This is a genomic window from Streptomyces sp. S.PB5, from assembly GCF_030403745.1.
Lineage (GTDB): Bacteria > Actinomycetota > Actinomycetes > Streptomycetales > Streptomycetaceae > Streptomyces.
Genome location: NZ_JAQMWP010000008.1, coordinates 440364 through 464631 on the forward strand (window position 1 = coordinate 440364; position 24268 = coordinate 464631).

Annotated in this window: 21 protein-coding genes; 7 read left to right on the forward strand and 14 right to left on the reverse strand. The window is 70.1% G+C overall.

Features of this window, described 5'->3' with window-relative positions; translation table 11 throughout:
• Window positions 1-5 precede the first annotated feature (5 nt).
• Entirely contained in the window at window positions 6-365 is a 360-nt protein-coding gene (locus PH203_RS23265) for an NADH-quinone oxidoreductase subunit A (protein WP_007383963.1), read from the reverse strand.
• Between the two features lie 715 nt (window positions 366-1080).
• Between PH203_RS23265 and PH203_RS23270 the strand changes: the two genes are divergently transcribed.
• A complete protein-coding gene (locus PH203_RS23270) occupies window positions 1081-1902 on the forward strand; it encodes a C40 family peptidase (RefSeq protein ID WP_289922350.1) in 822 nt (273 codons plus the stop codon).
• Between the two features lie 76 nt (window positions 1903-1978).
• Here PH203_RS23270 and PH203_RS23275 read toward each other — a convergent pair whose 3' ends face one another.
• Together PH203_RS23275 and PH203_RS23280 are read right to left on the reverse strand one after the other, a co-directional pair.
• The gene (locus tag PH203_RS23275) at window positions 1979-3820 is read right to left on the reverse strand and encodes an FAD-dependent oxidoreductase (protein ID WP_289922351.1); all 1842 of its coding nucleotides are present in this window, start codon (window positions 3818-3820) and stop codon (window positions 1979-1981) included.
• 120 nt (window positions 3821-3940) lie between these two features.
• Window positions 3941-5242: a geranylgeranyl reductase family protein gene (locus PH203_RS23280; protein ID WP_289922475.1), complete on the reverse strand. Its 1302-nt coding sequence runs from the start codon at window positions 5240-5242 to the stop codon at window positions 3941-3943.
• Between the two features lie 106 nt (window positions 5243-5348).
• Here PH203_RS23280 and PH203_RS23285 point away from each other — a divergent pair, with 106 nt between their 5' ends.
• Window positions 5349-5855: a GNAT family N-acetyltransferase gene (locus tag PH203_RS23285; RefSeq protein ID WP_289922352.1), complete on the forward strand. Its 507-nt coding sequence runs from the start codon at window positions 5349-5351 to the stop codon at window positions 5853-5855.
• A 146-nt stretch (window positions 5856-6001) separates the two neighbouring features.
• Entirely contained in the window at window positions 6002-6316 is a 315-nt protein-coding gene (locus PH203_RS23290) for a PASTA domain-containing protein (RefSeq protein ID WP_289922354.1), read from the forward strand.
• Between the two features lie 89 nt (window positions 6317-6405).
• Here the strand turns inward: PH203_RS23290 and PH203_RS23295 are convergent, their stop codons facing one another.
• From PH203_RS23295 to PH203_RS23315, 5 genes are all read right to left on the reverse strand, one after another.
• A complete protein-coding gene (locus PH203_RS23295; RefSeq protein WP_289922355.1) occupies window positions 6406-7101 on the reverse strand; it encodes a demethylmenaquinone methyltransferase in 696 nt (231 codons plus the stop codon).
• A gap of 61 nt (window positions 7102-7162) precedes the next feature.
• Window positions 7163-7627: a hypothetical protein gene (locus PH203_RS23300; RefSeq protein ID WP_289922357.1), complete on the reverse strand. Its 465-nt coding sequence runs from the start codon at window positions 7625-7627 to the stop codon at window positions 7163-7165.
• A 7-nt stretch (window positions 7628-7634) separates the two neighbouring features.
• Window positions 7635-8834, reverse strand: coding sequence for a cyclic dehypoxanthinyl futalosine synthase (mqnC, locus tag PH203_RS23305; protein ID WP_289922359.1), 1200 nt, complete (start codon window positions 8832-8834; stop codon window positions 7635-7637).
• Between the two features lie 91 nt (window positions 8835-8925).
• Window positions 8926-9663 carry an A24 family peptidase gene (locus tag PH203_RS23310; RefSeq protein ID WP_289922360.1) on the reverse strand — a complete coding sequence of 246 codons (738 nt, stop codon included), beginning with the start codon at window positions 9661-9663 and terminating at the stop codon, window positions 8926-8928.
• Window positions 9660-12710 (reverse strand): BTAD domain-containing putative transcriptional regulator, encoded by a 3051-nt coding sequence (locus PH203_RS23315; protein WP_289922363.1) that lies wholly within the window; start codon window positions 12708-12710, stop codon window positions 9660-9662. Before PH203_RS23315 ends, PH203_RS23310 begins: the two co-directional genes overlap by 4 nt.
• 522 nt (window positions 12711-13232) lie before the next feature.
• Here PH203_RS23315 and PH203_RS23320 point away from each other — a divergent pair.
• The 3 genes from PH203_RS23320 to PH203_RS23330 are packed head-to-tail and all read left to right on the forward strand — an operon-like array spanning window position 13233 to window position 15856.
• Window positions 13233-13718, forward strand: a complete 486-nt coding sequence (locus PH203_RS23320; protein ID WP_289922364.1) for a hypothetical protein — start codon at window positions 13233-13235, stop codon at window positions 13716-13718.
• Entirely contained in the window at window positions 13706-14776 is a 1071-nt protein-coding gene (locus PH203_RS23325) for a hypothetical protein (protein WP_289922366.1), read from the forward strand. The genes PH203_RS23320 and PH203_RS23325 overlap by 13 nt, the downstream gene beginning before the upstream one ends.
• 60 nt (window positions 14777-14836) lie before the next feature.
• Window positions 14837-15856, forward strand: a complete 1020-nt coding sequence (locus PH203_RS23330) for a hypothetical protein (RefSeq protein WP_289922367.1) — start codon at window positions 14837-14839, stop codon at window positions 15854-15856.
• Window positions 15857-15866: 10 nt separating this feature from the next.
• On the opposite strand, the gene PH203_RS23335 is transcribed toward PH203_RS23330, so the two are convergent.
• Window positions 15867-16340, reverse strand: a complete 474-nt coding sequence (locus PH203_RS23335) for a barstar family protein (RefSeq protein ID WP_289922368.1) — start codon at window positions 16338-16340, stop codon at window positions 15867-15869.
• A gap of 318 nt (window positions 16341-16658) precedes the next feature.
• On the opposite strand from PH203_RS23335, the gene PH203_RS23340 reads away from it, so the two are divergent.
• The gene (locus tag PH203_RS23340) at window positions 16659-16865 is read left to right on the forward strand and encodes a DUF397 domain-containing protein (protein ID WP_289922370.1); all 207 of its coding nucleotides are present in this window, start codon (window positions 16659-16661) and stop codon (window positions 16863-16865) included.
• On the opposite strand, the gene PH203_RS23345 is transcribed toward PH203_RS23340, so the two are convergent.
• The 5 genes from PH203_RS23345 to PH203_RS23365 form a co-directional block, all read right to left on the reverse strand.
• The gene (locus PH203_RS23345; RefSeq protein ID WP_289922371.1) at window positions 16840-17805 is read right to left on the reverse strand and encodes an SUKH-3 domain-containing protein; all 966 of its coding nucleotides are present in this window, start codon (window positions 17803-17805) and stop codon (window positions 16840-16842) included. The two genes, PH203_RS23340 and PH203_RS23345, sit on opposite strands and share 26 nt — an antisense overlap.
• Before the next feature lie 2 nt (window positions 17806-17807).
• Complete coding sequence (locus PH203_RS23350; RefSeq protein ID WP_289922374.1) at window positions 17808-22403, reverse strand: DUF6531 domain-containing protein; 4596 nt, start codon at window positions 22401-22403, stop codon at window positions 17808-17810.
• 291 nt (window positions 22404-22694) lie between these two features.
• Window positions 22695-23102, reverse strand: a complete 408-nt coding sequence (locus tag PH203_RS23355; protein ID WP_289922375.1) for a hypothetical protein — start codon at window positions 23100-23102, stop codon at window positions 22695-22697.
• 42 nt (window positions 23103-23144) lie between these two features.
• Entirely contained in the window at window positions 23145-23630 is a 486-nt protein-coding gene (locus PH203_RS23360) for a hypothetical protein (protein ID WP_289922379.1), read from the reverse strand.
• Window positions 23627-24250, reverse strand: coding sequence for a hypothetical protein (locus PH203_RS23365; RefSeq protein ID WP_289922381.1), 624 nt, complete (start codon window positions 24248-24250; stop codon window positions 23627-23629). Before PH203_RS23365 ends, PH203_RS23360 begins: the two co-directional genes overlap by 4 nt.
• Between the last annotated feature and the right edge of the window lie 18 nt (window positions 24251-24268).

The following is a 24268-nucleotide window of genomic DNA, read 5'->3' on the forward strand; positions in this document are numbered from 1 at the left end:
GCCCCTCAGTCCCATTCCAGGCCGCCGCGCCGCCATACGTACGCGTACGCGACGAAGACGGTGAGCACGAAGAGCAGCATCTCCACGAGCCCGAAAACACCCAGGGCGTCGAAGGTGACGGCCCAGGGGTAGAGGAAGACGATCTCGATGTCGAAGACGATGAAGAGCATCGCCGTCAGGTAGTACTTGATGGGGAAACGCCCGCCGCCGGCCGGCGTGGGGGTCGGTTCGATCCCGCACTCGTAGGCCTCGAGCTTGGCCCGGTTGTACCGCTTCGGACCGATCAGCGTGGCCATGACCACGGAGAAGATCGCAAAGCCTGCCCCGAGGGCTCCCAGTACGAGGATGGGCGCATACGCGTTCACCGCTCCTCGCTCCTCTCAGTCGGCACTGACTGCTGGCGATGGCATCAGGCCCACCACCCGCCTCACGTGTCCCGCGAGTCCCGCCCGTCCCGGCGAAGATCGCGAACATGTGAAGCAGGTCACAAGCCCAACTGCCCCGCATCTTATGCCCGCCGGTCTGTGATCTGCGACACGGGGTATTGCACAAGCTTTGTGATCTCCACCACCTGACGAAGGATCATGAAGTCGGATGAGCGGTGATCTTCGTACGTGAAGCGTCCGAGCGATCACCAGAGGTGACATTTTGGCTCGTCGGCGCAGCTGAGAGTGGGCGTCTCAATATCAAGAGACTTCCCTTGCATGCAAATTGGTGCTGGACGTGACCGCTTGGTAGTGCGCCGCATTCACACATCAGAAGGAGCCCCGAGGAGGGGTGTGGACGCGTGCACGCGTTCACGAGCGGGTGAGGGAGAGGTGCATGCGCGTGACGCAGGCGCCCCCGTAACCGTTGCGTGACCTCCGCCACATCGATGAGAGCCCGATGAGAAGGGGGCTTGGCCACCCGTCCCAACCGGTGGTAGGTGCGGGGCAATTCGGACGTAACAGCGAAAGCACGTGATCACGGCCGTGTTGGGCGACGTCCACAATGTCCGTTACGGCGTCAATAAAGAAGAGCCGGGCGTGAATTCGGGGCTTCCGTTGAACAACTGTGGCGCAGGACACGTTTCTTGAAGGTATGGAGGAGCCCCTGATACCGGTTGTTCTCATGTCCCACACCGCTCACATACGCAGCCACCGGAAACCCCGCCGCAGCGCGACGACTTCGATCGCCGTGCGCGCCGGAGTTGCCGGTGGCGTACTCAGCATGGCGGCCGCGGGCGCGTCGGCCACGGCGTTCGCCGCCGAGTCGACGACGCAGACCCTCGAACTGCCCACCCTGACGGCCGACCTGGCCGCCCAGGTCGCTCAGTCCGCGGACGCCACTCAGCAGGCCGCCGCGAACTACGAGCTCCAGGCCGAGCGTGACGCGGCCGCAGCCGCTGCCGCCGCGGAGGCCAAGAAGGACCTCGCTGAGGCGAAGAAGAAGGCCGAGGCGAAGAAGAAGGCCGAGGAGGCCCGCAAGGCCGCCGCGGAGGCCGCAGCCTCGCGTTCCTCGGAGCGGACCACCCTCACCGCGACCACGACCGCCTCGGCGCCCGCCAGCGGCAGCGTCGCGACCGTCATCGCCTTCCTCAAGGCACAGGTGGGCGACGCCTACGTCCTGGGCGCGACCGGTCCCAACGCGTGGGACTGCTCCAGCCTGGTGCAGGCGGCGTTCAAGCAGGTCGGCGTCGAGCTGCCGCGCGTCTCGCAGGACCAGTCGATGGCCGGCACCGACATCCCGCTCTCCCAGATCCAGGTCGGCGACGTCCTGTACTGGGGCGGCAAGGGCTCCGCGTACCACGTGGGCGTCTACATCGGCGGCGGCCAGTACCTGGACGCGGCCAACCCGTCCAAGGGCGTTGTCATCCAGGACCTGTCGGGCTACCCGGCCTCGGGCGCGGTGCGCGTACTCTGAGGCGACAGGGTTTCCAGAAGGGCCGCAGCCGCTCGGGGGCTGCGGCCCTTCTGCCTGTCCCTGTCCCAGCCTGCCCCTATCCCAGATCGAAGGTGTTCGGCAGCCCCAGCCGGTAGCGCACCTCGTCGATCCGTTTCAGTGGCTCCAGCTCCGGCGGACGGAACAGCTCCCGGATCTCACACCGCTCGGCGTCCGAATTGTCCGCGTCCAGCAGTGCGTTGACGGCCAGCCGCGCGGACTCGTTGGCGCCTTCCATGGTGGCCAGGTCGACGTCCGTGCGGACGTAGTCGCCCGCGAGGAAGAAGTTCGGCACCTTTGTGCGGGCCGTGGGGCGGTTGTAGAGGGTGCCCGTGGGGTGGATGAGGAGTTGTTCGCGGTTGCGCGGCTCCGGGCCGCCCAGGCCCGTCACGGCCGGGTCCATGAACCAGCCGAGCCGGTCCTCGTCGACAAGGGTCGTCTTGCCGGCGTCGTTGAGGCCGTCCTTCAGCTGGGCCCAGAGTTCGGCGACGACCTCCTCCCTCGTGCATTCCTTGGCCGTCTTGCCGTACAGGATGCCGGGTTTGTCCCACTCGGAGATGATCGCGGAGAGACAGTCGAGGGCCCGGCCGTCGCCGTAGTCGCGCGCGAAGTCCCGTCCGGGCCAGAACTGCGCCTGGCCGACGGCCGTCACCGACCAGGGTGAGTCGAGGCAGTTGACGTGGCCGTGGACGACGGGGGTGGGGGTGCGGAGGTAGAACATCACGCCGGTCATCCAGTCGGTCTGCAGCGCGTCGCAACGCGCGAGCTGCGGATCGGCCGCGCGCAGGGCCGGGCCCCAGGTCACGCGCGCGTGCTCGACCGGGAGCGCGCAGACGTAGTGGTCGGCGGTGACGGTCCGTTCGTCGCCGCCGTCGCGGGCCGAGACGCGGACGCCGGTCACCCGGCCGCCGGCGTACAGGACGTCATGGGCCTGCGTGCCGAGGACGAACTCCACGCCCAGGGAGCGCAGATGAACCTCCCAGGGGTCGATCCAGGCCTCGCTGGTGGGGGCGTCGAGAACGCGGTCGACGTCGGAGTCGGCGCCGTCCATGCCGCGGCCGAGGAGGCCCCACAGGATCAGGGCCTCGATGATCACGCGCCCCACCGTCCTGGTGGACGCGACCTCCGCGCGGGTGGCGACGAGGTTGCGGGTCTGGCCGATGCCCAGCACCGTCTGGTACTCCGCGCTCATGTCCTCGGCACGGATGAAGTCCCACCAGGAGGTCTTCTCCCACTGGTCCTCGCGGCGGGCGTCGCAGCTGGTGAGGTGGACCAGGACCCGGTCGGCGAAGTAGGCGGCCTCGTGGGCGGGGAGGTTGGTCGCGAGGTCCAGGACGGAGAGGATCTGGTCGCGGATCCAGAGCGGGGTGAGGTCACCGGGAGCGGGCGGGGTGGTGGCACGGCGCAACGGGAAATGCAGGTCGGGACGTCCGTCCGCGCGGGCGAACAGTTCCTCGGTCGCGTTGCGGAGGCGGTCGCGGACGCCACCGGCGCTGCCGGGGACCGGGATGCGGCGCATCGTGTCCGGGAGGTTCCGGTAGAAGCCGGGGAAGAAGCGGAAGCCGTGCTCGGCGGGGAGATCGGCACGGCCGCCGGTCGCGGTGCCGGGGACGGGCATCGAGCGGGCCTTGCCGCCGAGGGCGTCGTAGTACTCGTAGACGGTGACGGCGTAGCCGCGTTCGACGAGTTCATGGGCGGCGCTGAGGCCGGAGACCCCGCCGCCGAGGACGGCGACCCGCTTGCCGGGAGCGGCGTGCGCGCTCCCGGCGGGCCATAACGCGAGCGCGCCGGCCGCTCCCCCGGCACCGGCGAGGGCGGCTCCGCCCGTACCGGCCAGGAAGCGTCTGCGGGTGGGGCCCTGGGGCTGCCGCAAGGGGTGCCCTGTGTGTTCTGTTGTCATGGGCACCGGAGGGTAGGGAGGGGCCCCGGAGGCCGGAACCCCCGGTGGCCCATCACCCACAGCATCCACACAACAGGATCGGGCACCGCACCCGGCAACCGCCGTGGAGGGAAGGCCGGTTCAGGCCTTCGGCGCCACCTTGCTCAGCCCGTTGATGATCCGGTCCATCGCGTCGCCGCCCGTCGGGTCGGTCAGGTTGGCGAGCATCTTCAGGGTGAACTTCATGAGCAGCGGATGGGTCAGGCCGCGCTGGGTCGCGATCTTCATGACCTTCGGGTTGCCGATGAGCTTCACGAAGGCGCGGCCGAGCGTGTAGTAGCCGCCGTAGGTGTCCTTGAGGACCTGCGGGTAGCGCTGGAGGGCCAGTTCGCGGCTCGCGGGGGTCGGGCGGGCGTGGGCCTGGACGATGACGTCGGCGGCGATCTGGCCGGACTCCATGGCGTAGGCGATGCCCTCGCCGTTGAAGGGGTTCACCATGCCGCCGGCGTCACCGACGAGGAGGAGGCCCTTGGTGTAGTGGGGCTGGCGGTTGAAGGCCATGGGGAGGGCGGCGCCGCGGATGGGGCCGGTCATGTTCTCCGGCGTGTAGCCCCACTCCTGAGGCATCGAGGCGCACCAGGCCTTCAGCACCTCGCGCCAGTCGAGCTCCTTGAAGGAGTCGGAGGTGTTCAGGACACCGAGGCCGACGTTCGACGTGCCGTCGCCCATGCCGAAGATCCAGCCGTAGCCCGGCAGGAGACGGGGCTCGGGGCCGCGGCGGTCCCACAGCTCCAGCCAGGACTCCAGGTAGTCGTCCTCGTGGCGCGGCGACTCGAAGTACGTGCGGACGGCGACGCCCATGGGGCGGTCCTCGCGGCGGTGCAGGCCCATCGCCAGGGAGAGGCGGGTGGAGTTGCCGTCGGCGGCGACCACCAGGGGCGCGTGGAAGGTGACCTCGCGCTTCTCACCGGAGTCGCCCAGCTTCGCGTGCACGCCGGTGATGCGGCCGGTGCGCTCGTCGATGATCGGGGCGCCGACATTGCACTGCTCGTACAGCCGCGCGCCCGCCTTCTGCGCCTGCCGGGCCAGCTGCTCGTCGAAGTCGTCGCGCTTGCGGACGAGTCCGTAGTCCGGGTAGGAGGCGAGATCCGGCCAGTCCAGCTGCAGCCGGACACCGCCGCCGATGATCCGGAGGCCCTTGTTGCGCAGCCAGCCGGCCTCCTCGGAGATGTCGATGCCCATGGACACCAGCTGTTTGGTGGCACGTGGGGTGAGACCGTCGCCGCAGACCTTCTCACGCGGGAACGCGGTCTTCTCCAGGAGAAGCACGTCGAGTCCGGCCTTGGCGAGGTAGTACGCGGTCGTGGAGCCGGCCGGCCCCGCGCCGACGACGATGACGTCGGCGGTGTTCTCGGACAGGGGCTCGGAGTGGGGCTCGGTCACGGCGGTCACGGCGGGATCTCCCCAAGTTCGAAATCTGCGTGCCGACCGGCACTGGACATGGGCAGTCTATTCAGCACGATTGATCACCTGGCTGAAGGGCTGCCCCGTGAACCGAGCTCTCCCCGTAGTACGGCTGCGTGTCCCCACCGACGAGGACGCCGTCGCCTGGCACCGGATCTTCGACGACCCGGAGGTGATGGAGTTCCACGGCGGCAAGGGCGCCGAGCTGTACGTCTACGAGGAACTCACCGCCCGTCAGCGCCGGCACGACGCCGAGCTGGGTTTCTGTCTGTGGACCATGGTCGATGAGAACGGGCAGGTCATCGGGTTCACCGGCGCCCAGCCGTGGCCGCGGGACTGGGGTCCCAAGGGCGAGATCGAGATCGGCTGGCGGCTGGGGCGCGCGTACTGGGGCAAGGGGTACGCCACCGCCGCCGCGCAGATGACGCTCGAACGCCTGCGGGCGGCGGGCGTGGAGAAGGTCGTGGCGATGGTCAGACCCGGCAATGAGCGGTCGGTCGCGGTCACCCGGAAGCTGGGTATGGAGCTGGCGGAGACCTTCCCGCATCCGCAGTTCCAGGAGGACGCGCTGTGCTTCCGGCTGGCCCTGTAGCGGAGGAGCTCGATCCGCATTTATCACGCACAGTGATAATCGGCTACAGAAAAACACTCAGCGCTTCCGGGTAGCACCCCAGTGCGGTTACCCTGCCAGTACCGCTGGGGGTGACATCTGTGCGAATAACACCCAAAACGCCTGAAGTGCGCGTACCACGGCTTGTCGGGCTGATGGCCGTGGACGCGCGCGAGACGGCGCAGGCGCAGGGCCTGTTCCTCAATGCGCCGGACCGGAAGGACTTCCACCTCACCGTCGTCGACTACGTCGTACGCCAGTACCCGCAGCCCGGAGCCGAGGTGCCGCGGGAATCGATGGTCTACGTGTGGTTCGACTTCGGTCCGGGTGAAGGCGGCGGAGGCATGCGCGAGCCGCGCGTGCCGAGGCCGTCGGGTGGCGGACTGCAGCGTGAGATGGACGAGCCGGGAGATCCGTGCACCGTCGGGCTCGGCCCGCCCTGACCGTCAGCACACCGGGAGCCTTCGGCCCGCCCGGGTTTTGAGCTCACCCTAGCTTTGAGCTCGCCCGAGCTTTGAGCTCGCCCGGGCCTTCAGCTCGCCTTGAACCCCCGGTGCAGGGCCACGACCCCGCCCGTCAGGTTCCGCCACGCCACCTTCGACCAGCCGGCCTTCTGCAGGTGCCCGGCCAGTGCGGGCTGGTCGGGCCAGGCGCGGATGGACTCGGCGAGGTAGACGTAGGCGTCGGGGTTGGAGGAGACCGCGCGGGCGACCGGCGGCAGGGCGCGCATCAGGTACTCGGTGTAGACCGTACGGAAGGGCGCCCAGGTCGGGTGCGAGAACTCGCAGATCACGACCCGTCCGCCGGGCTTGGTCACCCGGTGCATCTCGCGCAGGGCCGCGTCGAAGTCCTGGACGTTGCGCAGCCCGAAGGAGATGGTGACCGCGTCGAAGGTGTCGTCCTGGAAGGGCAGCTTCGTCGCGTCGCCCGCCGTCAGCGGCAGCCACGGGTGGTTCTTCTTGCCGACCTTGAGCATGCCCAGCGAGAAGTCGCAGGGGACGACGTAGGCACCGGTCTGCGCGAAGGGCAGCGACGAGGTCGCCGTACCCGCCGCCAGGTCCAGGATCTTCTGCGCGGGCCGGGCGTCGACCGCCTTCGCGACCTCCTTGCGCCACGCCCGGTCCTGGCCGAGCGAGAGCACGTCGTTCGTCAGGTCGTACCGTTCCGCCACGTCGTCGAACATCGAGGCGACTTCGTGCGGCTGCTTGTTCAGGGAAGCGCGGGTCACCCGGCCATTCTTGCAGTACGCCCCCCGAAGGCCCGGTCAGGGCCCGCTCAGGGGAGGAGAACTAGCGCCGGCGGTGGACCAGCCGGCCCCCGAGGACCGTCGCGATGCACTCGCCGTTCTCGTCGAAGACGGCCAGGTCCGCGCGGCCGGCGCCGATCCTGGCGTACGGGCGGCTAACAGGCATCGTCGGCGGTACCACGACGATGTCGTTCCGGGCGGCGGCGGCCCGCAGTTCGGGGGTGCTCGCGTGTTCCTCCAGCACGGCCGTCGCCCCCAGTTTCAGCACCGCGTGCAGACGCTCCCGCGGTGTCGGCGCCTCCGGGAGCGGGCCCTGGTGGAGGAGGGCGGGACCGAGGATGCCGGGCCAGCGGCGCACCCGGGCATCCGGATACTGCTCCTGGACCTCGGCCAGCGTCCCCATGCCGACGACACGGTCGGCCTCCACGGCGACGGCACCGTCCGGCACGGGTTCGAACTCCTCGTCCCACCCGTACCGGAGCGCGTCGGCCGCGTGAATCGTACGCACCGGCACGTCAGTTGGACGCGAGGATCTTCAGCTCGGGATGTGCCGTGCCGCCCTCGATCGCCGTGGACGAGATGTGGGACATCACACGGTTGTCGACGGGGTCGTTCGCCGGGTCCTCGTGGACGACGAGGTGCTCGTACGTCGTGGTGCGCTGGGCCGGGACCCGCCCCGCCGTACGGATCATGTCGATCATTTCCTGGAGGTTGGAGCGGTGCTTCGCGCCGGCCGCCGAGACGACGTTCTCCTCCAGCATGACCGAGCCGAGGTCGTCCGCGCCGTAGTGCAGCGTGAGCTGGCCCGCGTCCTGGCCGGTGGTGAGCCAGGAGCCCTGGATGTGGGCGATGTTGTCCATGAAGAGCCGGGCGATCGCGATCATCCGCAGGTACTCGAGGATCGTGGCCTGGGTACGGCCCTTGAGGTGGTTGTTCATCGGCTGGTAGAGGTACGGGATGAAGGCCCGGAAGCCGCCCGTCCGGTCCTGTACGTCACGGATCATCCGCAGATGCTCGATCCGCTCGGCGTTGGTCTCGCCGGTGCCCATCAGCATCGTCGACGTCGACTCCACGCCCAGCTTGTGCGCGGTCTCCATGATCTCCAGCCAGCGCTCGCCGGACTCCTTCAGCGGCGCGATGGCCTTGCGGGGGCGCTCGGGGAGCAGCTCGGCTCCGGCGCCCGCGAAGGAGTCGAGGCCTGCGGCGTGGATCCGCTGGATCGCCTCGTCCACGGTGACCTTCGAGATCCGCGCCATGTGCTCGACCTCGGACGCGCCGAGGGAGTGGATGACGAGCTGCGGGAACGCCTTCTTGATGGCCGCGAAGTGCTTCTCGTAGTACTCCACGCCGTAGTCCGGGTGGTGCCCGCCCTGGAACATGATCTGCGTGCCGCCGAGTTCGACGGTCTCCGCGCAGCGGCGCAGGATGTCGTCGAGGTCGCGGGTCCAGCCCTTGTCCTTGGCGGTGGGCGGGGCGTAGAAGGCGCAGAACTTGCACGCCGTGACGCACACGTTGGTGTAGTTGATGTTCCGCTCGATGATGTACGTCGCGATGTGCTCGGTCCCCGCGTACCGACGGCGTCGTACGGCGTCGGCGGCCGCGCCCAGCGCGTGCAGCGGGGCGTCGCGGTAGAGGTCGAGCGCCTCCTCCGGAGTGATCCGCCCACCGGCGGCGGCGCGGTCGAGGACGGACTGAAGGTCGGCCTTCTCGGTCACCGGGGCGTCCCTTTCGTCAAGGGTTGTGGACAGAGTTATCCGTATGGGACGGACCCCGTCAGCCTACGCCAGCACCTGTGCGGCACCGACGTCAGGCCGCGTATGCCCCGACCAGCAGCCCCACGAACGCCCCCATGATCAGGAACGGCCCGAACGGGATCGCCGTCTTGCGCCCCGCCTTCCGCGCGACGACCAGCGCACCGCCGTACAGCGCCCCGAGGAGGAAGCCGGCGAAGGTGCCCAGCATGACCGTCGGCCAGCCGTACCAGCCGAGGAGCGCCCCGATCCCGAGCGACAGCTTCACATCGCCGAAGCCCATGCCGGCCGGGTTGATGAGGAACAGCACGAAGTAGCCCCCGCCGAGCGCAAGCGCGCCCAACGCGGCGTGCGGCCAGTCCCCGGTGTGCTCCGGCACGAACGACAGCGCGCCGAGGAGCAGGAGGGCGGCGGCCGCGAAGGGGAGCGTGAGGGGGTCGGGCAGCCGCTGGACGCGCAGGTCGACGACCGCGAGGAGTACGCCGACGGGAGCGAGCAGCAGCCAGACGCCGATCTCGGGCCGGGTGCCGGTGGCGGCGGCGAGGGCGGCGCAGAGCAGGGCGGTGACGACGGGGAGAAGGACCCCCTGGCCGTCGTACGGCTGTGCTGGTGCGCACTCGCCGCAGCGGGCCCGGCCGATCCAGCCCCGGATGCGATGGCCCTCGGGGCAGGCCTTCCGCCACTCCTCCCCCGCCGGGACGGAGAACCGGTACGCGGCCCGCGGAAGGAACGCGCCCGCCGCCGCGCCCCAGAGCGCGGCGGCGAGGACGAGGAGCGGGGTCGGGTCGGTCATCCCACGGCCGCGACGCCGTTGCGCCACGTCGGGAGGAGCTCGTCGAGGAGGGCCTCGGTGCGGGGCGGGAGGCCGCGGGCGCCGCTGCGGCCGATGAGGTCCGCGGCGAGGGCCTGGAGGCGGGCGGTGTCGCCGGTGGCATGGGTGGCGCGCAGGAGTTCGTGCCAGAGGCGCTCGTCGCCGGGGGCGGAGTTGAGAGCGGCGCCCAGGGCCTCGATGGCCTTCTCCGCGCGGTCCTTGACGAGGTGGAACTCGGACAGCGCGAGCCCGATGTCCGCGACGAGCAGCGGGAGCTGGGCGTCGATGATCTCGTGGGTGAGCCAGCGGTAGCGGCCCTCGGGACGGTCGGCGAGGAGCGGTCCCCGCACCAGCACGAGTGCGTCGGTGAGCAGCCGCCCGCGCACGGCACGGCTGTCGACACCGCGGCCCTGCGTGGCCTCGTGGTAGAGGGAGCGCAGCACGTCGAGGTCGGAGACGACGGACTTGGCGAGGGTGAGGCGTCCGGTCCGGTCGGTCTTGAGCCTCGGGGTGCCGTCGGGCTCGGTGCCGAGCCAGGCGCGGAGCCGGTCAAGGAGGGCCTCGCGGACATCGTCCGTCACGCCGCGCGGCCAGAGCGCGGAGGCCAGCACGCGCGGGTGCACGCCCTCGCGGTGCAGCAGAAGCAGGGCGAGTGCCTCATGGAGGAGCGCGCTCCGGTCGCCGTCGGGAGTGTCGAGGCCGATGATCTCGTACGGCCCCACGAGCCGTGCGTACACGGCCGGGCGTCCCTGCTCGCTGATGTCGACGAGGAACGGCGGTGCGGTGGCCGGTCCCTGCGGTTCGCGCTCGGGGTCGGACTCGACGAACAGCTCGACGACCGCGCGCTGGAGCGGCACGGGCAGGAGCTGGGCGTCGAGTTCGAGGCCGAGCAGCGGGGCGAGCAGCTTGCCCTCGCCGGTGACCTCCATCTCCCAGGCGGCGCCGGGCAGATCGCCGCTCTCGGTGCCGACGAGGTAGCCGATGCCGAGGCGGCCGGCGTCGGCGGCGAGTTCGGCGAGCTTCATCGCGTCGTCGGCGGAGGGCTCGGCGGCCAGGAGCACGAGGTGCGGGGCCCAGCGGGTGTGCTGGGCGGGCCCGGTGCGGCCGGTGAGTACGGAGTCGTGGCCGGCGGCGCCCAGGGCCCCGCGCCGCTGCCGGGTCTCGGCCTCCATGGTCTCGACGAGGTCGTCGATGCCGTCGAGGTGGCGGAGCCGGTTGGGGGCGAGCGGGGTGAGGTCTTCGCCGAAGCCGACGAGGGTGATGGTCATGCGGTCCGACCAGCCGTTGGTGGCCAGTTCGGCGGCGACGGACGCGAACACGGCGGCGCGGTCGGCCTCGCGGCCGCTCAAGGAGACGATGCCGGGCACGGCCTCCAGGTTGAGCAGCAGCCGGGAGTCGTCCATGGTGCCGAGGCTGACGAGCCCGGGGTACGGAGCCGCGGCGTCGACGTCCTCGTACCGCTCGGCGTCGGTGCGGGCGAGCATCCAGAACGTCTGGTCCTGGCCGAGCTGCCAGGGGGCGGGCGGGTTGCCGGACGGCTGGGCGAGCTGGAGGTGCAGGTCGCCGTTGTTGCTGAGCCAGGTGGCGTAGACGGTGGGCAGCGGCCGCGACTCGGCGGCGAGCGAGGCGGCGAGTCCGCGCAGGGACCGGTCCAGCAGTCGTACGCCCTCGGGGTCGGCGCCCACGAGCAGCGCGTCCTGCGCATCGGCGGCGTCGCCGGTCGGCGTGGGCGGCTCCATGCCGCGCCGGCCGCCGACGGCACCGAACGCCGACTGCCACAGGGCCTGCCGGCGACGGCGGCCGAGGGCGCCGAGGAGACCGGCGGCGAGAAGGGGGGCGCCGATGAGGGCCTGCGGGAGGCCGAAGGCGTCGGACGCGGCCGAGGTTCCGGTGGCGTGCTGCTGGTGCTCCTGGTGGCCGCCGGTCTGCTGGTCGGGGGCGGGGCGCTGGTCGGGGAGGGAGACCTGGGCGGCGCCGCCCTGCGCTCCACCGCCCTGTGCGTGATCGCCGCCCTGGGCGTGACCGCCGCCCCCGCCGGCCTGGTCGCCGCCGGCCTTGGCGTAGTCGTGCAGCTGCTGCTGGGCGGCGGAGCCACCCGCCTCGGGCATCTCGACGAGATCCCCACCGCGCGCGTCGCCCGGCATCTCCATGATCCAGCCGGGCCGGATCAGGCTCGCCTCGGACAGCTTGGAGCCGTCCGGCTGCACGCGGTCCTTGTTGAGGTCGAAGATCTCCTTGTACCGGCGTCCGTCACCGAGGTGCCGCTCGGCGATCTCCCACAGCGAGTCGTGGTGACGGCCCTCGGGCGGCTGGATCCGGTAGTACTTCGTGTCGTCGGCCTTCGAGGAACCCCCTTGGGCCTCGGCGTGGGAGGCGGCGTCGGCCGCCTGCTCGGCAAGGGCGGCGGCGGTGCTGGCCGCCTGCTCCTGCTGCTGGGCGAAGAGCCCGCCGCCGGGGGTCTGCTGGGCGGCGGCGACGGTTCCGCGCTGGTTCTCGTCGAAGGCGTGCCCCAGCTGGGACAGGCCCGGGGTGAGGCTGGCGGCGGTGGCACCGACGAGGAGCAGCGCGGCGACCAGCTGCCGGGCGAGGACCTGGCTCGGACCGGCGCCGGGGACGCGGCCGGGGACGCCGACTCCGGAGACGGCGGCCTTTATCTCCACGAGCACGCAGGCGGTGAACTGCGCCCAGGCGAGCCAGACGATGACGGTGAGGATGTGGAGGAAGGTGCCGGTGGTGATCGGCTCCTGCAGCCAGTCGAGGCTCGGCACCCCGTTCGGCAACGGCCATCCGACCGTGACGGCGAGCGCCCCCGGCACTCCGACCACCAGCACGAGCAGCGCGACGAACGCGAGGAACGCCTTGACGAAGTCGCCGAACGAACGCCGCCGGATCCGCACGGCCTGCGGGGTGCGGTTCCTCGGGGTCGCGGAGGCGGTCGTGGCGGCGGTCGTGGCGGCGGTCGTGGCGGCGGTCGTGGCGGTCGTGTTTCCCGTCGAGCTTGACGAGCTTGAACTGCGGCGTCGTGCCATGGCGGGTGTCCTGGGTGGTGTGTGGAGGGAGTGGGTGACGGAGTGAGTGAGGGTGTCCTGAGGGGTGTCCTGAGGAGTGTGCTGAGCCTACAGAGATCTTAGATACGCCGTCGAAGGTCGGGCAGGGGCCTGTGGACAACCTCAGATCAATTCCTCACGACCCGCCAGAAATGCCGGAGTTGCCCACACTGCAGCCCTCCATGAACAACGGCGTTCGCAATCGCCACGCGATACCCTCACGCTCCCCACACAACCCCCCGCAGGCAGTTAAAGGCCCCTTACCTGCCCCTGATAACTTCGTTCCCCGTTGCACACGCCGACCTCCGGGGGAGATCCATCGTGGCCCGCCGCGCCCTGCCTGTCACTGCCGCCGCGTTCGCCATGTCGGCGGCGCTTCTGCTCGCCGGGTGCGGTGGGGGTGACGACTCGTCGTCTGACGACATCAAGGGGGCGGACACGGCTTCGGGGAGTCCTTCGGCTTCGGGTTCCGCCTCGGCGTCGCCCGCGGCGGACAGACCTGATGTGAGCCTCCCCAAGGACCTGGACCTGGTCTTCGACTTCGAGAAGCCGTCGGACGCGGGCAACGCGGCGGCACTCGCGGACGCGGAGAACTACATCCGCGCGCTGAACCACGGCATCACCCAGCAGGCCCCCGACGACCCCGCCTATCAGTACTACTCCGCCGGGGACGCGGCCCGGTACGCGAACTCCCAGATCAAGGAGTACGTGAAGGGCGGCTGGACGCTCACCGGCCAGGACCGCTACTACCGCGCGGAGACCAGCGCGGCCGGTGACTCGGACAAGGTGAAGCTCGTGACCGTCGCCTTCTGCGAGGACGCCTCCAAGGTGTACGGCAAGGAAGTGAAGAGCGGAAAGGTCCTGCGCACCGAGGAAAGCCCGGACGATTTCCTCAAGTTCAGCATCGTCATGGCGTCCGCGAAGGGCTCGCCGGTGTGGCGTGCCCAGCAGATCACCGTCACGGAGAAGGCGACGGAATGCCAGGAGTGATCCCCTCACGACGGGCGAGCTGGATCCTGGCCCTCACCACGGGGGCTCTCGTCTGGACCACGGGCACCGCGTACGCCGGAAAGCCCGTGCCCGGCGGCCATGACACCACGCAGGGCGGCGCCGACGGGAAGACCCTGCTGGCCTCCGCCGGCCAGTCCCGGATCAAGGTCACCCAGATCAGCGGCCCCACCGGCGGCAAGCGCGGCGCCGTCGCCTCCGTGGACGCCGACTGGAAGCCCCCGGCGTGCTGGTACGAGCCGGTCTTCACGCCCGCGACACTGAAGGACTTCTCGGAGACCAACGGGGTCGGTGACGTCGGGATCCACGAGTACTGGGCCGGAAAAGAGCTCTGGACGGACTATTACCGGGACGAGAAGTCCACGATCAACTACTTCGAGGACGGCGCCACCGTCGAGGGGTACAAGAACTACAACCTCGGCCAGGACGGCTACTTCTGGCGCAGCGTCGCCCCGGACATCTCCGACCCGGACTCCTGGGACTGCACCCGCGTCATGTTCTGGCAGCCCGCGGGCCAGATCCCGAAGATCGCCCACGCGCCCACCCCGGAGACGCTGGCCGACTACGCCTACGACAAGATCGAGGTCCCCGACACCGCGATCGAGCTGAAGCCCGCCACCAAGTCCACGGTGAACCTGCCCACTTGGGTCTGGCTCGACAAGGGCACCTTCCAGGACGTCAAGGTCCGCGCCGAACTCCCGAACACAGGCCTGTGGGCGGAGACGACGGCCAAGCCGGTCGCCCTGCATCTGGCCCCCGGTACGGAGGACGCGGAGACGTACCCCGCCTCCGGCGACTGCACGATCAACGACGACGGCTCGATCGGAACGCCGTACGCGAAGGGCGACGCCGAGAAGACGCCGCCCTGCGGCATCCGTTACCTGAAGGCCACCAACGGCACGCCGTACCACCTGTCGGCCTCCGTGACCTGGCAGATCACCTGGGAGGGCTCGGACGGCACCGGCGGCGACCTCCCCGACGGGACGTTCGAGACGACGCAGGACATGACCGTCCAGGAGATCCAGGCGATCAACCGCTGACACGCGCGCCCGGGCCCGCACCGCCGACTCACCACCATCACAAGAGAAGAGAGAGCCCTGATGACGTCCCGCCCCCGCCCCCCGTACGGACGCCGCCTGACCGCAACCGCGCTCGGCATGGCCACGGCGCTCACCCTCACCGCCTGCGGCGGAGGCAAGGCGTCCGACGGCGCGAACGGTGAGGGGTCCGCGAGCGCCGCACCCCAGGGCGTGGTGACCGAGAAGGCCGCCGCCGCGGTGATGGACAAGTACGAGAAGGTCAACAACAAGGCCAACGCGGCTCTGGACGAGAAGCTCCTGGGTACGGTCGAGGGCGGCCAGGTCTACGCGATGGACAAGGCGACCTACACCCTCGTCCCGACCTTCTCGGCGAAGGACCGGAAGGCCTACGGCAAGCCCTTCTCCTACCAGGACCGCCAGTACGTGATCCCGGAGAAGGGAACCGGCGACTGGTTCGCCGTCCGGGCCAGCTCCAGCGAGAACGCGAAGAGTTCCGTACTGCTGGTCTTCGACAAGGTGGACGGGACGTACAAGATGGTGCTGTCCCTGTGGGCCGACAGCGGCGAACCGTTCCCGGAACTCGCCGTCGGTCAGGGCGGCCTGGCCCAGGCCGTCAGCGCCGACACGAAGGTCGGCAAGCTCGCCCCGTCCGACGTGGCCACCGCCTACGAGGACCTTCTCGCGACCGGCGGCACGAAGGAAGGCAAGAGCCTCGCCTCCACGGAGCCGGTCAAGAACGCCCTCAAGACCTACAAGAAGAGCAGCACCGAGGGCGGGGCCGACGGCGCCGCCACCGAGAAGTTCTTCACCAAGCCCCCGGCCGACCCCAGCGTGTACGCGCTGCGGACCGCGGACGGCGGCATCCTCGCCCTGTTCGCCGCCTCGCACACCCAGGAAACCCTGCTGAAGCCCGCCTACCGCTCCAACGCCTCACTCGTGCCGAGCGATGAGCAGGCCGCCCTCGGCGCCACCCGGGGCGCCGTGATCACCGACGAGTTCCAGGGCCAGGGCGTGGCCGAACTGACGCCGAAGGCCGCCCGGATCACGGCCGTCGACTTCCAACACGTCGACTCCCGCTGACCCTCTCCCCCTAACCCTCCGGCCAGTCCTCCCGGGAGAGGGTCACCGCGAGCCGGCCCTCTCCCTGAGACACCTCCACGTCCATCCCCCCGGCGACGGCCTCGCCGAAGTCGGCAGGCAGGGTGTCGTCGAGTACGAACACGAAGTGCAGCGCGAACGCCGTCCAGTCCGGGTCCTGCACCCCATCGGCGTCGAGCTGCAGATTCGCCCGCCAGGCCGCCTGGCAGAGCACGGAGACGAAGACACCGAGAAAGTCGGCACCGAGCAGCCCATCGGCGTGCTCGATGAGAACAACTTGGTCAGCCGTGTCATGCCGGTCGTGCAGACACTCCACGAGGGCGTCCCAGTTGTGCCCGAAGTACCCCGGGAAGCCCAACTCCCGCGCGAACACGGCGAACAGCGCGGCCGGCTCCGACAGTTCCCGACCGTCCAAGCGGAAGACACGGCCTCCCAGCTTCTGGAGCGTGGCTGTCTCGACGTACACCCAAGGGTCGTCAGAACGCGCGAAGACGACCCATGGTGATCGCCGCTCAGTGAGGATGGGGCCCATGCGGGAGATCCTGGCAGTCAGCCCGCACTGCCGACGAACAGATCCTCCGCCTGCGTCGCGTGGACCGCGCGCTGGGCCCAGAGTTCAAGCTGGCCTCGGTCGGAACATGCCTGTACCCGGTCACGAACCGAATCCGGGACCTCGATTCCGCGCCACTCGAGAATGCGCGGAGTCATCTCTGCACCCTCCTCGACCCCGAGCGGTCACGTGACCTCATCCACCAGACGGCCAGGGAACTGTGAGGACCAAGCCATGACCACCCCCGCTCAGTGGCGCAAGTCGTCCTACTCAGGCGGCGGGGAGGGCAACGAGTGCGTAGAGACAGCGGACCTGCGCACCCTCATAGCGATACGCGACTCCAAGAACCCGACCCACGGCACCCTCGCCTTCCCGCCCCCCGTCTTCGCCACGTTCCTCAAGAGCCTCAAGAGCCTCAAGACTCCCGAACTCTCCTCGTGAGCCTCTGCATCGCCTCGTCCGGCGTCGGCGCCAGAAGTGCGACGGAGTCCATGCCGACGTACACCTCACCGGTCTCCGCGATCCCCAGGTACTGGTTCCGGCGGTCGACCATGCCGACCGGGTAGAGATACGTCCCGGCCTGCTCACTGAGGTCGTCGAAGATCTCGTCGTCCCAGAGAGCCATCAGCGGATCCAGCCGGAACTCGCCCCAGGGCATCGAGTCCCACGGCTCCCTGAACGGGACCCCGACACCACCGAACTCGGCGAGAAACCGTCGCGCGGCCTCGTGGATCTCGAACTCCCCGTGCAGGAGCAGCACGCTCTCCCAGGTCGCGGTAGGGACGGACCGCCCCGGATACCACCCGGCCGCACGCAGCACACGGTCGGTCTCCTCGGGCCAGCGCCCACCCTCGTCACCACCGGCAGACACCGTCACCACGCGATCCCAGAACGCGTGCGAGCCACTTGGCGTCCCCGGCGTCCAGAGGTCCGCCATAGTCGCCTGCGACCGTACGAGCACCTCCAGCCCCCGGTCCGCGGAGTCGGCCAGCTGCTCCACGTCCTCCCTGGCCAGGTACAGGGCCCCGTTCTCCGCCACACCCAGGTAACTGTTCCCGCTGTCCGCCCGGCCGACCGGGCACAACGGCGTCCCGGCCTTCTCGCTCAGCCTGGCGAACGTCTCCTGGTCCCACTCCGCCGCGAGCGGGTCGAACCGGACCGCCGACTGCGTCACCGCCGAGTCCGCCGGCCAGCCGTAGGTCACCAACCCGCCGAATTCGGCGAGGAATCGGCGAGCGGCCTCGTGGAGGACGAAGGAACCCCGCTCACGCAGAATCGCCTCCCACGTCTCCGTCGCCACCGAGCGCCCCTGCTGCCAGCCCGCCCGTCGCAGCACACCGTCCGTCTCCGACGACCACCGCCGCACGGTCTCCCCGCTCATGTCTACGTCACCGCCCTGATACCGAGTTGATCAAGTACATGCTGGCAGGAGGGGCAGGGCGCCTTGGGCGCGCCGTGCTTGGGGTTGCCCGCTGCGCGCACGTCCACGGAGGCCATGACACTACCTCGCAGGTCGGCCCCGGCATGCAGGGCCGACGAGAGGGCCTCCGCCTCACCGCATCGGCTGTGCTGGTTGCCCGTCGGGCGGATGTCGTGCGGGACCCGGTCGTAGGCGGCCTGCACATCGGGGTGGAGGTTGGGGTGGTTGCCGCCGCCCTTGATGCTCGCACCGGTGAAGGTGCCCTGCCCCGGCACCGTGAGCCCCGCGGAGCTCGTCGGCCTGGTCTGCTTGCTCGCTCCGGGCCGGCCCTGTTCGAGGTCGGCCCGCCACCTGGCGCCGTCGAGTGCCTCCTGGTCGCAGGAGGGTGAGAGGCCGAAGGGGTCGATGGCCGTGAAGGGGTTGCGTACGTACACACGCGGGTTGGGGCCCGGCGCCAGGCCGAGGGGGTCCAGGGACGCGTACCGGCCTGTCTCCGGGTCGTAGTGGCGCTGGTAGTTGTAGTTGAGCGCCGTCTCGGGGTCGTGGTACTGGCCGGGGAACCGAAGCGGGCAGTACGCGTCGTCCTGACCGGGGACGTCGAGCGGGGCGCCCCACACCGTGTTCCGTGCCCGCCAGGCCACCTCGCCCGGCTCCGTGACCATCTCGGTGGGCGTGCCCACCAGGTCGGTGACGATGGAGTAGAAGCGGTCGTCCACCCATTCCTGGGGGAGGTCCGGCGACGCCACTCGCTCGACCTGGGTGACCGGGCTGAAGCGGTCCTGCTCCCAGTCCCAGACCGTGCACGTCGGCGCGGAGTCGCCCACCCTGGTGATCTGTTCGGCCAGGACGAACCGGTCCCAGACGAACGTCACCTCCTCGACCACGGTCACGCCGTCCGCGGCGAGCCGCCGCTTGGCGATCCGCCGGCCGAACGGGTCGTACTCGTAGGCCCATCGAGTACCGTCGGGCGTCGTCACCCCGACCAGGCGGTCCTCGCCGTCCCAGCGGTACTGCCACACGTCCGGCCTGCGGGACAGACGCTTCTTCCGCCTGGTCACCACCCGGCCCTGGGCGTCGTACTCGTAGCTGATGTCCCCGGCCCGGCGGACGGTGTCCGACGCGGGGGCCGGTACGGACTGCGGTGCGGAGTGCGCCGGGGCCGCGTTCAGCCACTCGCCCTCGGTGAGGTTGCCCGCAGCGTCGTAGGCGTACCGCTCCGACCACGTCGCCGCACGCACTCCGGTGACCCGTCCGAGGCCGTCGCCGTCGATCAGGCGGTCGCCCGCGAGGAGATCGCTGACCGCGGCGACGGTTCCGTCCGACCGATAGCGGTAGGCGCGATGCTGGATGCGCTGCCGCCCGTCCGCCGCGAACGGACCGCCGTCCACGCCGCCCGTGGTCAGGGTCTGCGTACTCAGCCTCCCGTTGGCGTCCCAGGTCTGGCTCAGCGCGATGCCACCCACGCGGCGCTCGGTCTCGCGTCCCGCCCCGTCGTACGCGAACGTGACGGTTCTGCCCGCCGTCCGCAGCAGCACCGGCCGGTCGCGGCCGTCGTACTCCCAGGTGCTCTCGGCGTTCGACGGGGTGACGCGCCGGATGCGCCTGCCGAGCACGTCGTAGGCGGATCGTACGGTGGCCCCGTTGCAGGTCTCGGCGAGGATCCGGCCGCGGGCGTCGCGCTCGTAGGTCAGTTCCGCGCGCTCGCCGACGACGCGGCGGACATGGCCGATGGCGTCGTACTCGTACCGGGTGACGCCGGTCGGCGTCCGCTGCTCCGTGACCTGGCCGAAGTCGTCGCGTACGTAGTCGATGAACTCGCTCGCGCCATTGGTCTGTCCCACGAGGCGGCCGGCCGCGTCGAACCGGTAGCTCTGGGTGCGGCCGCCGAAGTCCCGCTCCCGGACGAGCCGTCCTGCCTCGTCGTAGAAGTAACTCCAGGCGGATCCCTGCTGGTTGACGACCGACGTGACGCGCAACTCGCTGTCGTAGGCGAACTCCAGACGGGAGCCGTCGGGTTCGGTGCGGGCGGCGAGGAGGTCGAATCCGCCGTACTCGAAGCGGGTCACCCGGCCCTGGGAGTCGGTGTGTTCGACGAGGTTGCCCTCGGCGTCGTACGCACGTCGTTCCACCGTGCCGTCCGGCAGGACGCGTTGTGCCGGACGGCCGTCCGGTGTCCAGCTCAGCCGGGTGACGGACCCGTCCGGGTCGGCCTGCGTGACGACCCTGCCGAACGCGTCGCGCTCGTACCGGGTGGTCCAGCCCTCGGCGTCGGTGGACGCCACCGGCATGCCCGCCGCGTCGGTCGCCAGCGCGGCGGTACGGCCGGCGGCGTCGGTGATCGCGGCGAGCGCGCCGTTGTCCGCGTACCGGTAGCCGATCCGGGCACCGGTGGGGTCGGTCTCGGCGGTCAGGTTGCCCCGGGTGTCGTACTCCATGTGCCAGACATGGTCATCGGCCTGGACGACCGACACGGGCTGCCCGAAGGCGTTGTTCTCCGCGGACTCCCGCCTGCCGTCGGGGTGGGTGACGGAGACCGGCGCGCCCAGTTCGTCGTACGCGTAGTGGGTGGTCCGGCCACGGGGATCCGTGCGGGAGACCAGCCGGTCATGGCGGTCCCACTCGGAGTGGGTGGTGTGACCGAGCGGGTCGGTGACGGAGACGAGTTGGTACGAGGCGTTGTGGCGGTACGTCGTCGTGTTGCCGAGCGAGTCCGTGTAACGGGTCTCCCTCGCATCGGTGTCGTACGCGATGGTGCAGGACAGGCGTCCGTCAGCGCCCTCGCCCGCGACACAGCGGTCGAGAGCGTCGTACGTGAAGCGGTACGCGTATCCGTTCCGGTCGGTCCATGAGGTGATGCGCGCGCGGTCGTCGTACGTGATCCGCAGCGGCAGGCCGCTGGAGTTGTAGACCTCGGTGAGGTCGCCCTCGGGGCTGTAGGCGAAGCGCCTCACGAGCGTGCCGTCGGGTCCGTCCTCCGGGTTGTGCAGCCGCAGCCCGGTGACGCGCGTCCCGTCGGTGTCCACGTGCACGTGCCGGCCGCCCGAGTCGCGTACCGCGGTGGGCAGCCCGTCGGTGGTGCGGTCGATGTCGACCCGGTTGCCGTTGCGGTCCGTGAGGGCGGCGAGGTGGAGGGTGAACACCTCGTCGGCCGCCGCCGGAGTTCCGGGCGGGGAGAAGTGGCGTGTGACGCCGCTGAACGGATCGGTGATACGCAGGGGTGCCCCCGCCACGCCGTCCCAGTCCAGAGTCCAGCGCGGCCCCTCCAACGGCAGGACCGAGGCACCCGGCCGGGGCACCGGGTAGAAGAGGAGCATGCCGTCCTCGGTGGCGAAGACGGCGCCCTCGTCGTCCAGTTCGAGCCGTTCGTCGAGGGTGGAGGACCATGACGTACCGAAGAAGCGGCCCCACTGGTACGTGGAGAGATGCGTACGCCGGAGCACCAGCGGGAGCAGTCCGGGCAGGTCGAGGTCGGTCTCCTCCATGAGCATCTCGCCGGAGACCATGTCGATGGGGTCGCCGTTCTTGCAGCGCCCCTTGGCCTGCTTGCCCTTCGCGGCGGCGTTGTCCGCCTCCTTGCGAAGACCCTTCTTCCCCAGCCCCTTGGCCATGGCCTTGAGGCCGCCCTTGCCGAGCGACTTCATGCCCTTCGCGAGGCCGCCGAGCGTGGTCAGGCCCTTCATACCGGGTATGCAGTCCAGCGCCGCGAACCCGACGTCCCACAGGGAGGCTTGGCCCTTGGAGTATTTGTAGAGCGTGTCCGCGAGCACCACGACCGCGGCGATCAACACGATCGCACCCAGGATCGGCCCACCGATGATCATCGCGACGATGCCCACGACCGCGACGACGATCTTGCAGGCGGCGACGATGTTGTCCCAGTTGTCGGTGAACCAGTCGCCGACCTCCTCCCACCAGGAGCGGTTCTGGATACCGGCATCGGAGGCCTCGTCGATCTTCGTCTTCGCGTCCCGGGCCGCGTCCTCACGCATCTTGCGGGCATCCGCGGCCATCTTCTTCGCCGCGTCGAGGGCATCCTGGGCACTGTCGACGTCCGACTGCGCCCGGGTCTGGGCGGACTGCGCGTGCTGGGCATCCCGGGTCGCGGCACGGACCTTCGCCTCATCCGGCTTGTCGGCGCTGGACTTGCTGCCGGTGGGATCGTCCTTGTACTTGTCGGCTTCCTTGTTCGCCCGGGTCACCCATGAATCGGCCGAGGAGAGACGGGAGTTGGCGGAGGAGAGATCGGCCTGGGCCTCCCGCGCCTTGGCCAGCGCCCGGTCGGCCAGGGCCTGAGCGCGCTCCAGCTCCGGCCAGAAGTCCGCCAGCGCATCCCCGCACAGGTCGTAGGACTTCTTCAGCTTCTTCAGGTTCTTCGGAACCCCGCCGAACTCCTCCTTGAACACCTCCGCCGACTTGCCCGCCCACTCCAGCAGGGTGTTCTCATCCGACATGCCCTTGATGAGCCGCAGCGCGTCGGAGACATCGTCCGCGAAGTCATGCAGCGTCTTGGCCAGCTTCCGCACCCGGTCCGGATCACCCGGCGTCGGATCCTTGTCCAAGTCCAGGACATGCCAATCCGTCGGCCGATGCCCCGCCATGTGCGACCCCCGTCACGTGTGCATCACTAACAACAGCTATGTGCACACGCGAACTTACAGGTCACGGTCGTTCGAGGTGAAGCTCGGTCTGACCGATGGCGCTCACCTCTACGGACAGGAGCGCGGCGGCATGGGCGTTGGAGAACCGGGCGGCCAGTTGCGGGAACTCGTCCTCGTCGGCGATGGCGCTGTGGATGATGCCGTCGTCGTCCTGCCATACGCCTTCGACGAGGCCGTCGGACGGCAGGGCACTCAGGACGGCGTCATGTCGGTGGACAAGGGCGGCCAGACAGCGAGACGGGCCCTGGGGGCCAGTGCGGCTCGAAGCGAGAAGAGGGTGTCGGTGGAGAGGTGGTGCCATCGTGAGGCGCCTTCGAGGTACGTCTCCTCCAGGATCCCCGCGTGGCCGTCGGTGACTGTCCTGTGCAGGTCGGCCCAGAAGTCATCGTCGCCAGGCCGCTCGACGGCCTGGTCCTCCTCCTCGGTCTCGAAGGCGTACGGGGAGGCGTCCAGGCGCTCGGGGAACAGGCCGAGCTCGCGGGTGCGTGCCGCCTCTACCTCGCCGTGGTCGCTGACGGTGTCCTCGGGACCGGTGTAGTGGCCATGACCGTCGCGGTCAGCGGGGTTGTACTTGGTGACGCGGTACACGTGGGTCGGCACGGGCCTCATCGTCCCCCACATGTCCGACACCGTTCGCGCCCTTCACTCACCCGAGCCTCCCCCGGGGCGTCGGCGCAGGGAATTTCCCAAGTCCTCTGCGGCCCACGTGACGTTCAGCCGCCACGTCTCCAGCTTGTCCCACATCCTCAGGTACACCCGCTGCCACTTGAACCACATCGGTAGGTCCCGAAAGGGTACGAACGTCACCGTGTCGTCGATGGCATGGTCGGCGGCGCCCCCGCGGCCCTCCGCGCGCAGTGCCGCGTACAGCTCCGGAGTCAGTCGGCCGTCCAGGCGGGCCAGGTGGGCGGTCGCCGTGAACGGGAAGTCACGGCCCGGGCCCGGCAGCAGCTCCAGGGCCCGGATGATCCTCGGGGACACCACTTCCGGCGGGCAGTTGAGGGCGAGGCCGATCACCGCCGCGCCGAGTCTGTCGTCGCGGCGGTCGAGCGCGGCGTCCACCTCGGCGGGGTCGTCCATGCCGAGGAGGCCTTCGCCGGTCTCCCAGTCCCACTTCCTCGGCGTCATGCGGCCACCGCCACTTCCAGTGCGCGGGCGTATGCCCTGAGGCACTCCTTCGCGGCCTGCGGCGTCGGGGAATCCGGCACCAGCACCCCCGGGAGGTACACCACCCGCCACATCCGGAACGCGTCCCGCGCCGCCGGTCCGCCATCGACACCCAGCAGTGCAGCCGCCGCCCGTACAGCCGCCACGACCAGCGGCGCACCCGACTCGGCAGCCACGCCACGCGCCGCCCCCGCACCCACCAACCCGTCCACCAGCTTGGTCAGTTGCAGGTCCCCGCCCATGCTCACCATCCGCCGCAGCACCGCGGGGTCGTCGACGTTCGGTGGGTACTCCTCGATGCACCCCGAGTGCAGCATCAAGAACTCGGCCGTTACTTCATGGCGCCCGTCGGCCCAGCCGCCCTGCCGTTCGAAGATCTGCATCAACTCCGGGGAGAAGTCCCCGAGTCGTCGTACGACACCGAGCAGCCCGTCCAGTTCCTCCCGGCGTGCCGCCACAAACTCCGTCAGCGACTCCGCCCCCGCCGCGGCCCCCAGGTCCAGCACCGCCCACACGGGGCCGAACACGTCGTACGCCGGCCCCTTCTCCGAAACCCCCGCCGCCGTCACCGTCCCCGTCACCGTCCCCGTCGCGGTCCC

What these genes read in the sequence shown, in the direction of transcription:
- PH203_RS23330 (WP_289922367.1), top strand. Translation starts at nt 14,837, where the DNA reads ATGACGTCCCGCCCCCGCCCCCCGTACGGACGCCGCCTGACCGCAACC.
- PH203_RS23275 (WP_289922351.1), bottom strand. Translation starts at nt 3,820, where the DNA reads ATGACAACAGAACACACAGGGCACCCCTTGCGGCAGCCCCAGGGCCCC.
- PH203_RS23325 (WP_289922366.1), top strand. Translation starts at nt 13,706, where the DNA reads ATGCCAGGAGTGATCCCCTCACGACGGGCGAGCTGGATCCTGGCCCTC.
- PH203_RS23360 (WP_289922379.1), bottom strand. Translation starts at nt 23,630, where the DNA reads ATGACGCCGAGGAAGTGGGACTGGGAGACCGGCGAAGGCCTCCTCGGC.
- PH203_RS23270 (WP_289922350.1), top strand. Translation starts at nt 1,081, where the DNA reads ATGGAGGAGCCCCTGATACCGGTTGTTCTCATGTCCCACACCGCTCAC.
- PH203_RS23310 (WP_289922360.1), bottom strand. Translation starts at nt 9,663, where the DNA reads ATGACCGACCCGACCCCGCTCCTCGTCCTCGCCGCCGCGCTCTGGGGC.
- PH203_RS23345 (WP_289922371.1), bottom strand. Translation starts at nt 17,805, where the DNA reads ATGAGCGGGGAGACCGTGCGGCGGTGGTCGTCGGAGACGGACGGTGTG.
- PH203_RS23315 (WP_289922363.1), bottom strand. Translation starts at nt 12,710, where the DNA reads ATGGCACGACGCCGCAGTTCAAGCTCGTCAAGCTCGACGGGAAACACG.
- PH203_RS23340 (WP_289922370.1), top strand. Translation starts at nt 16,659, where the DNA reads ATGACCACCCCCGCTCAGTGGCGCAAGTCGTCCTACTCAGGCGGCGGG.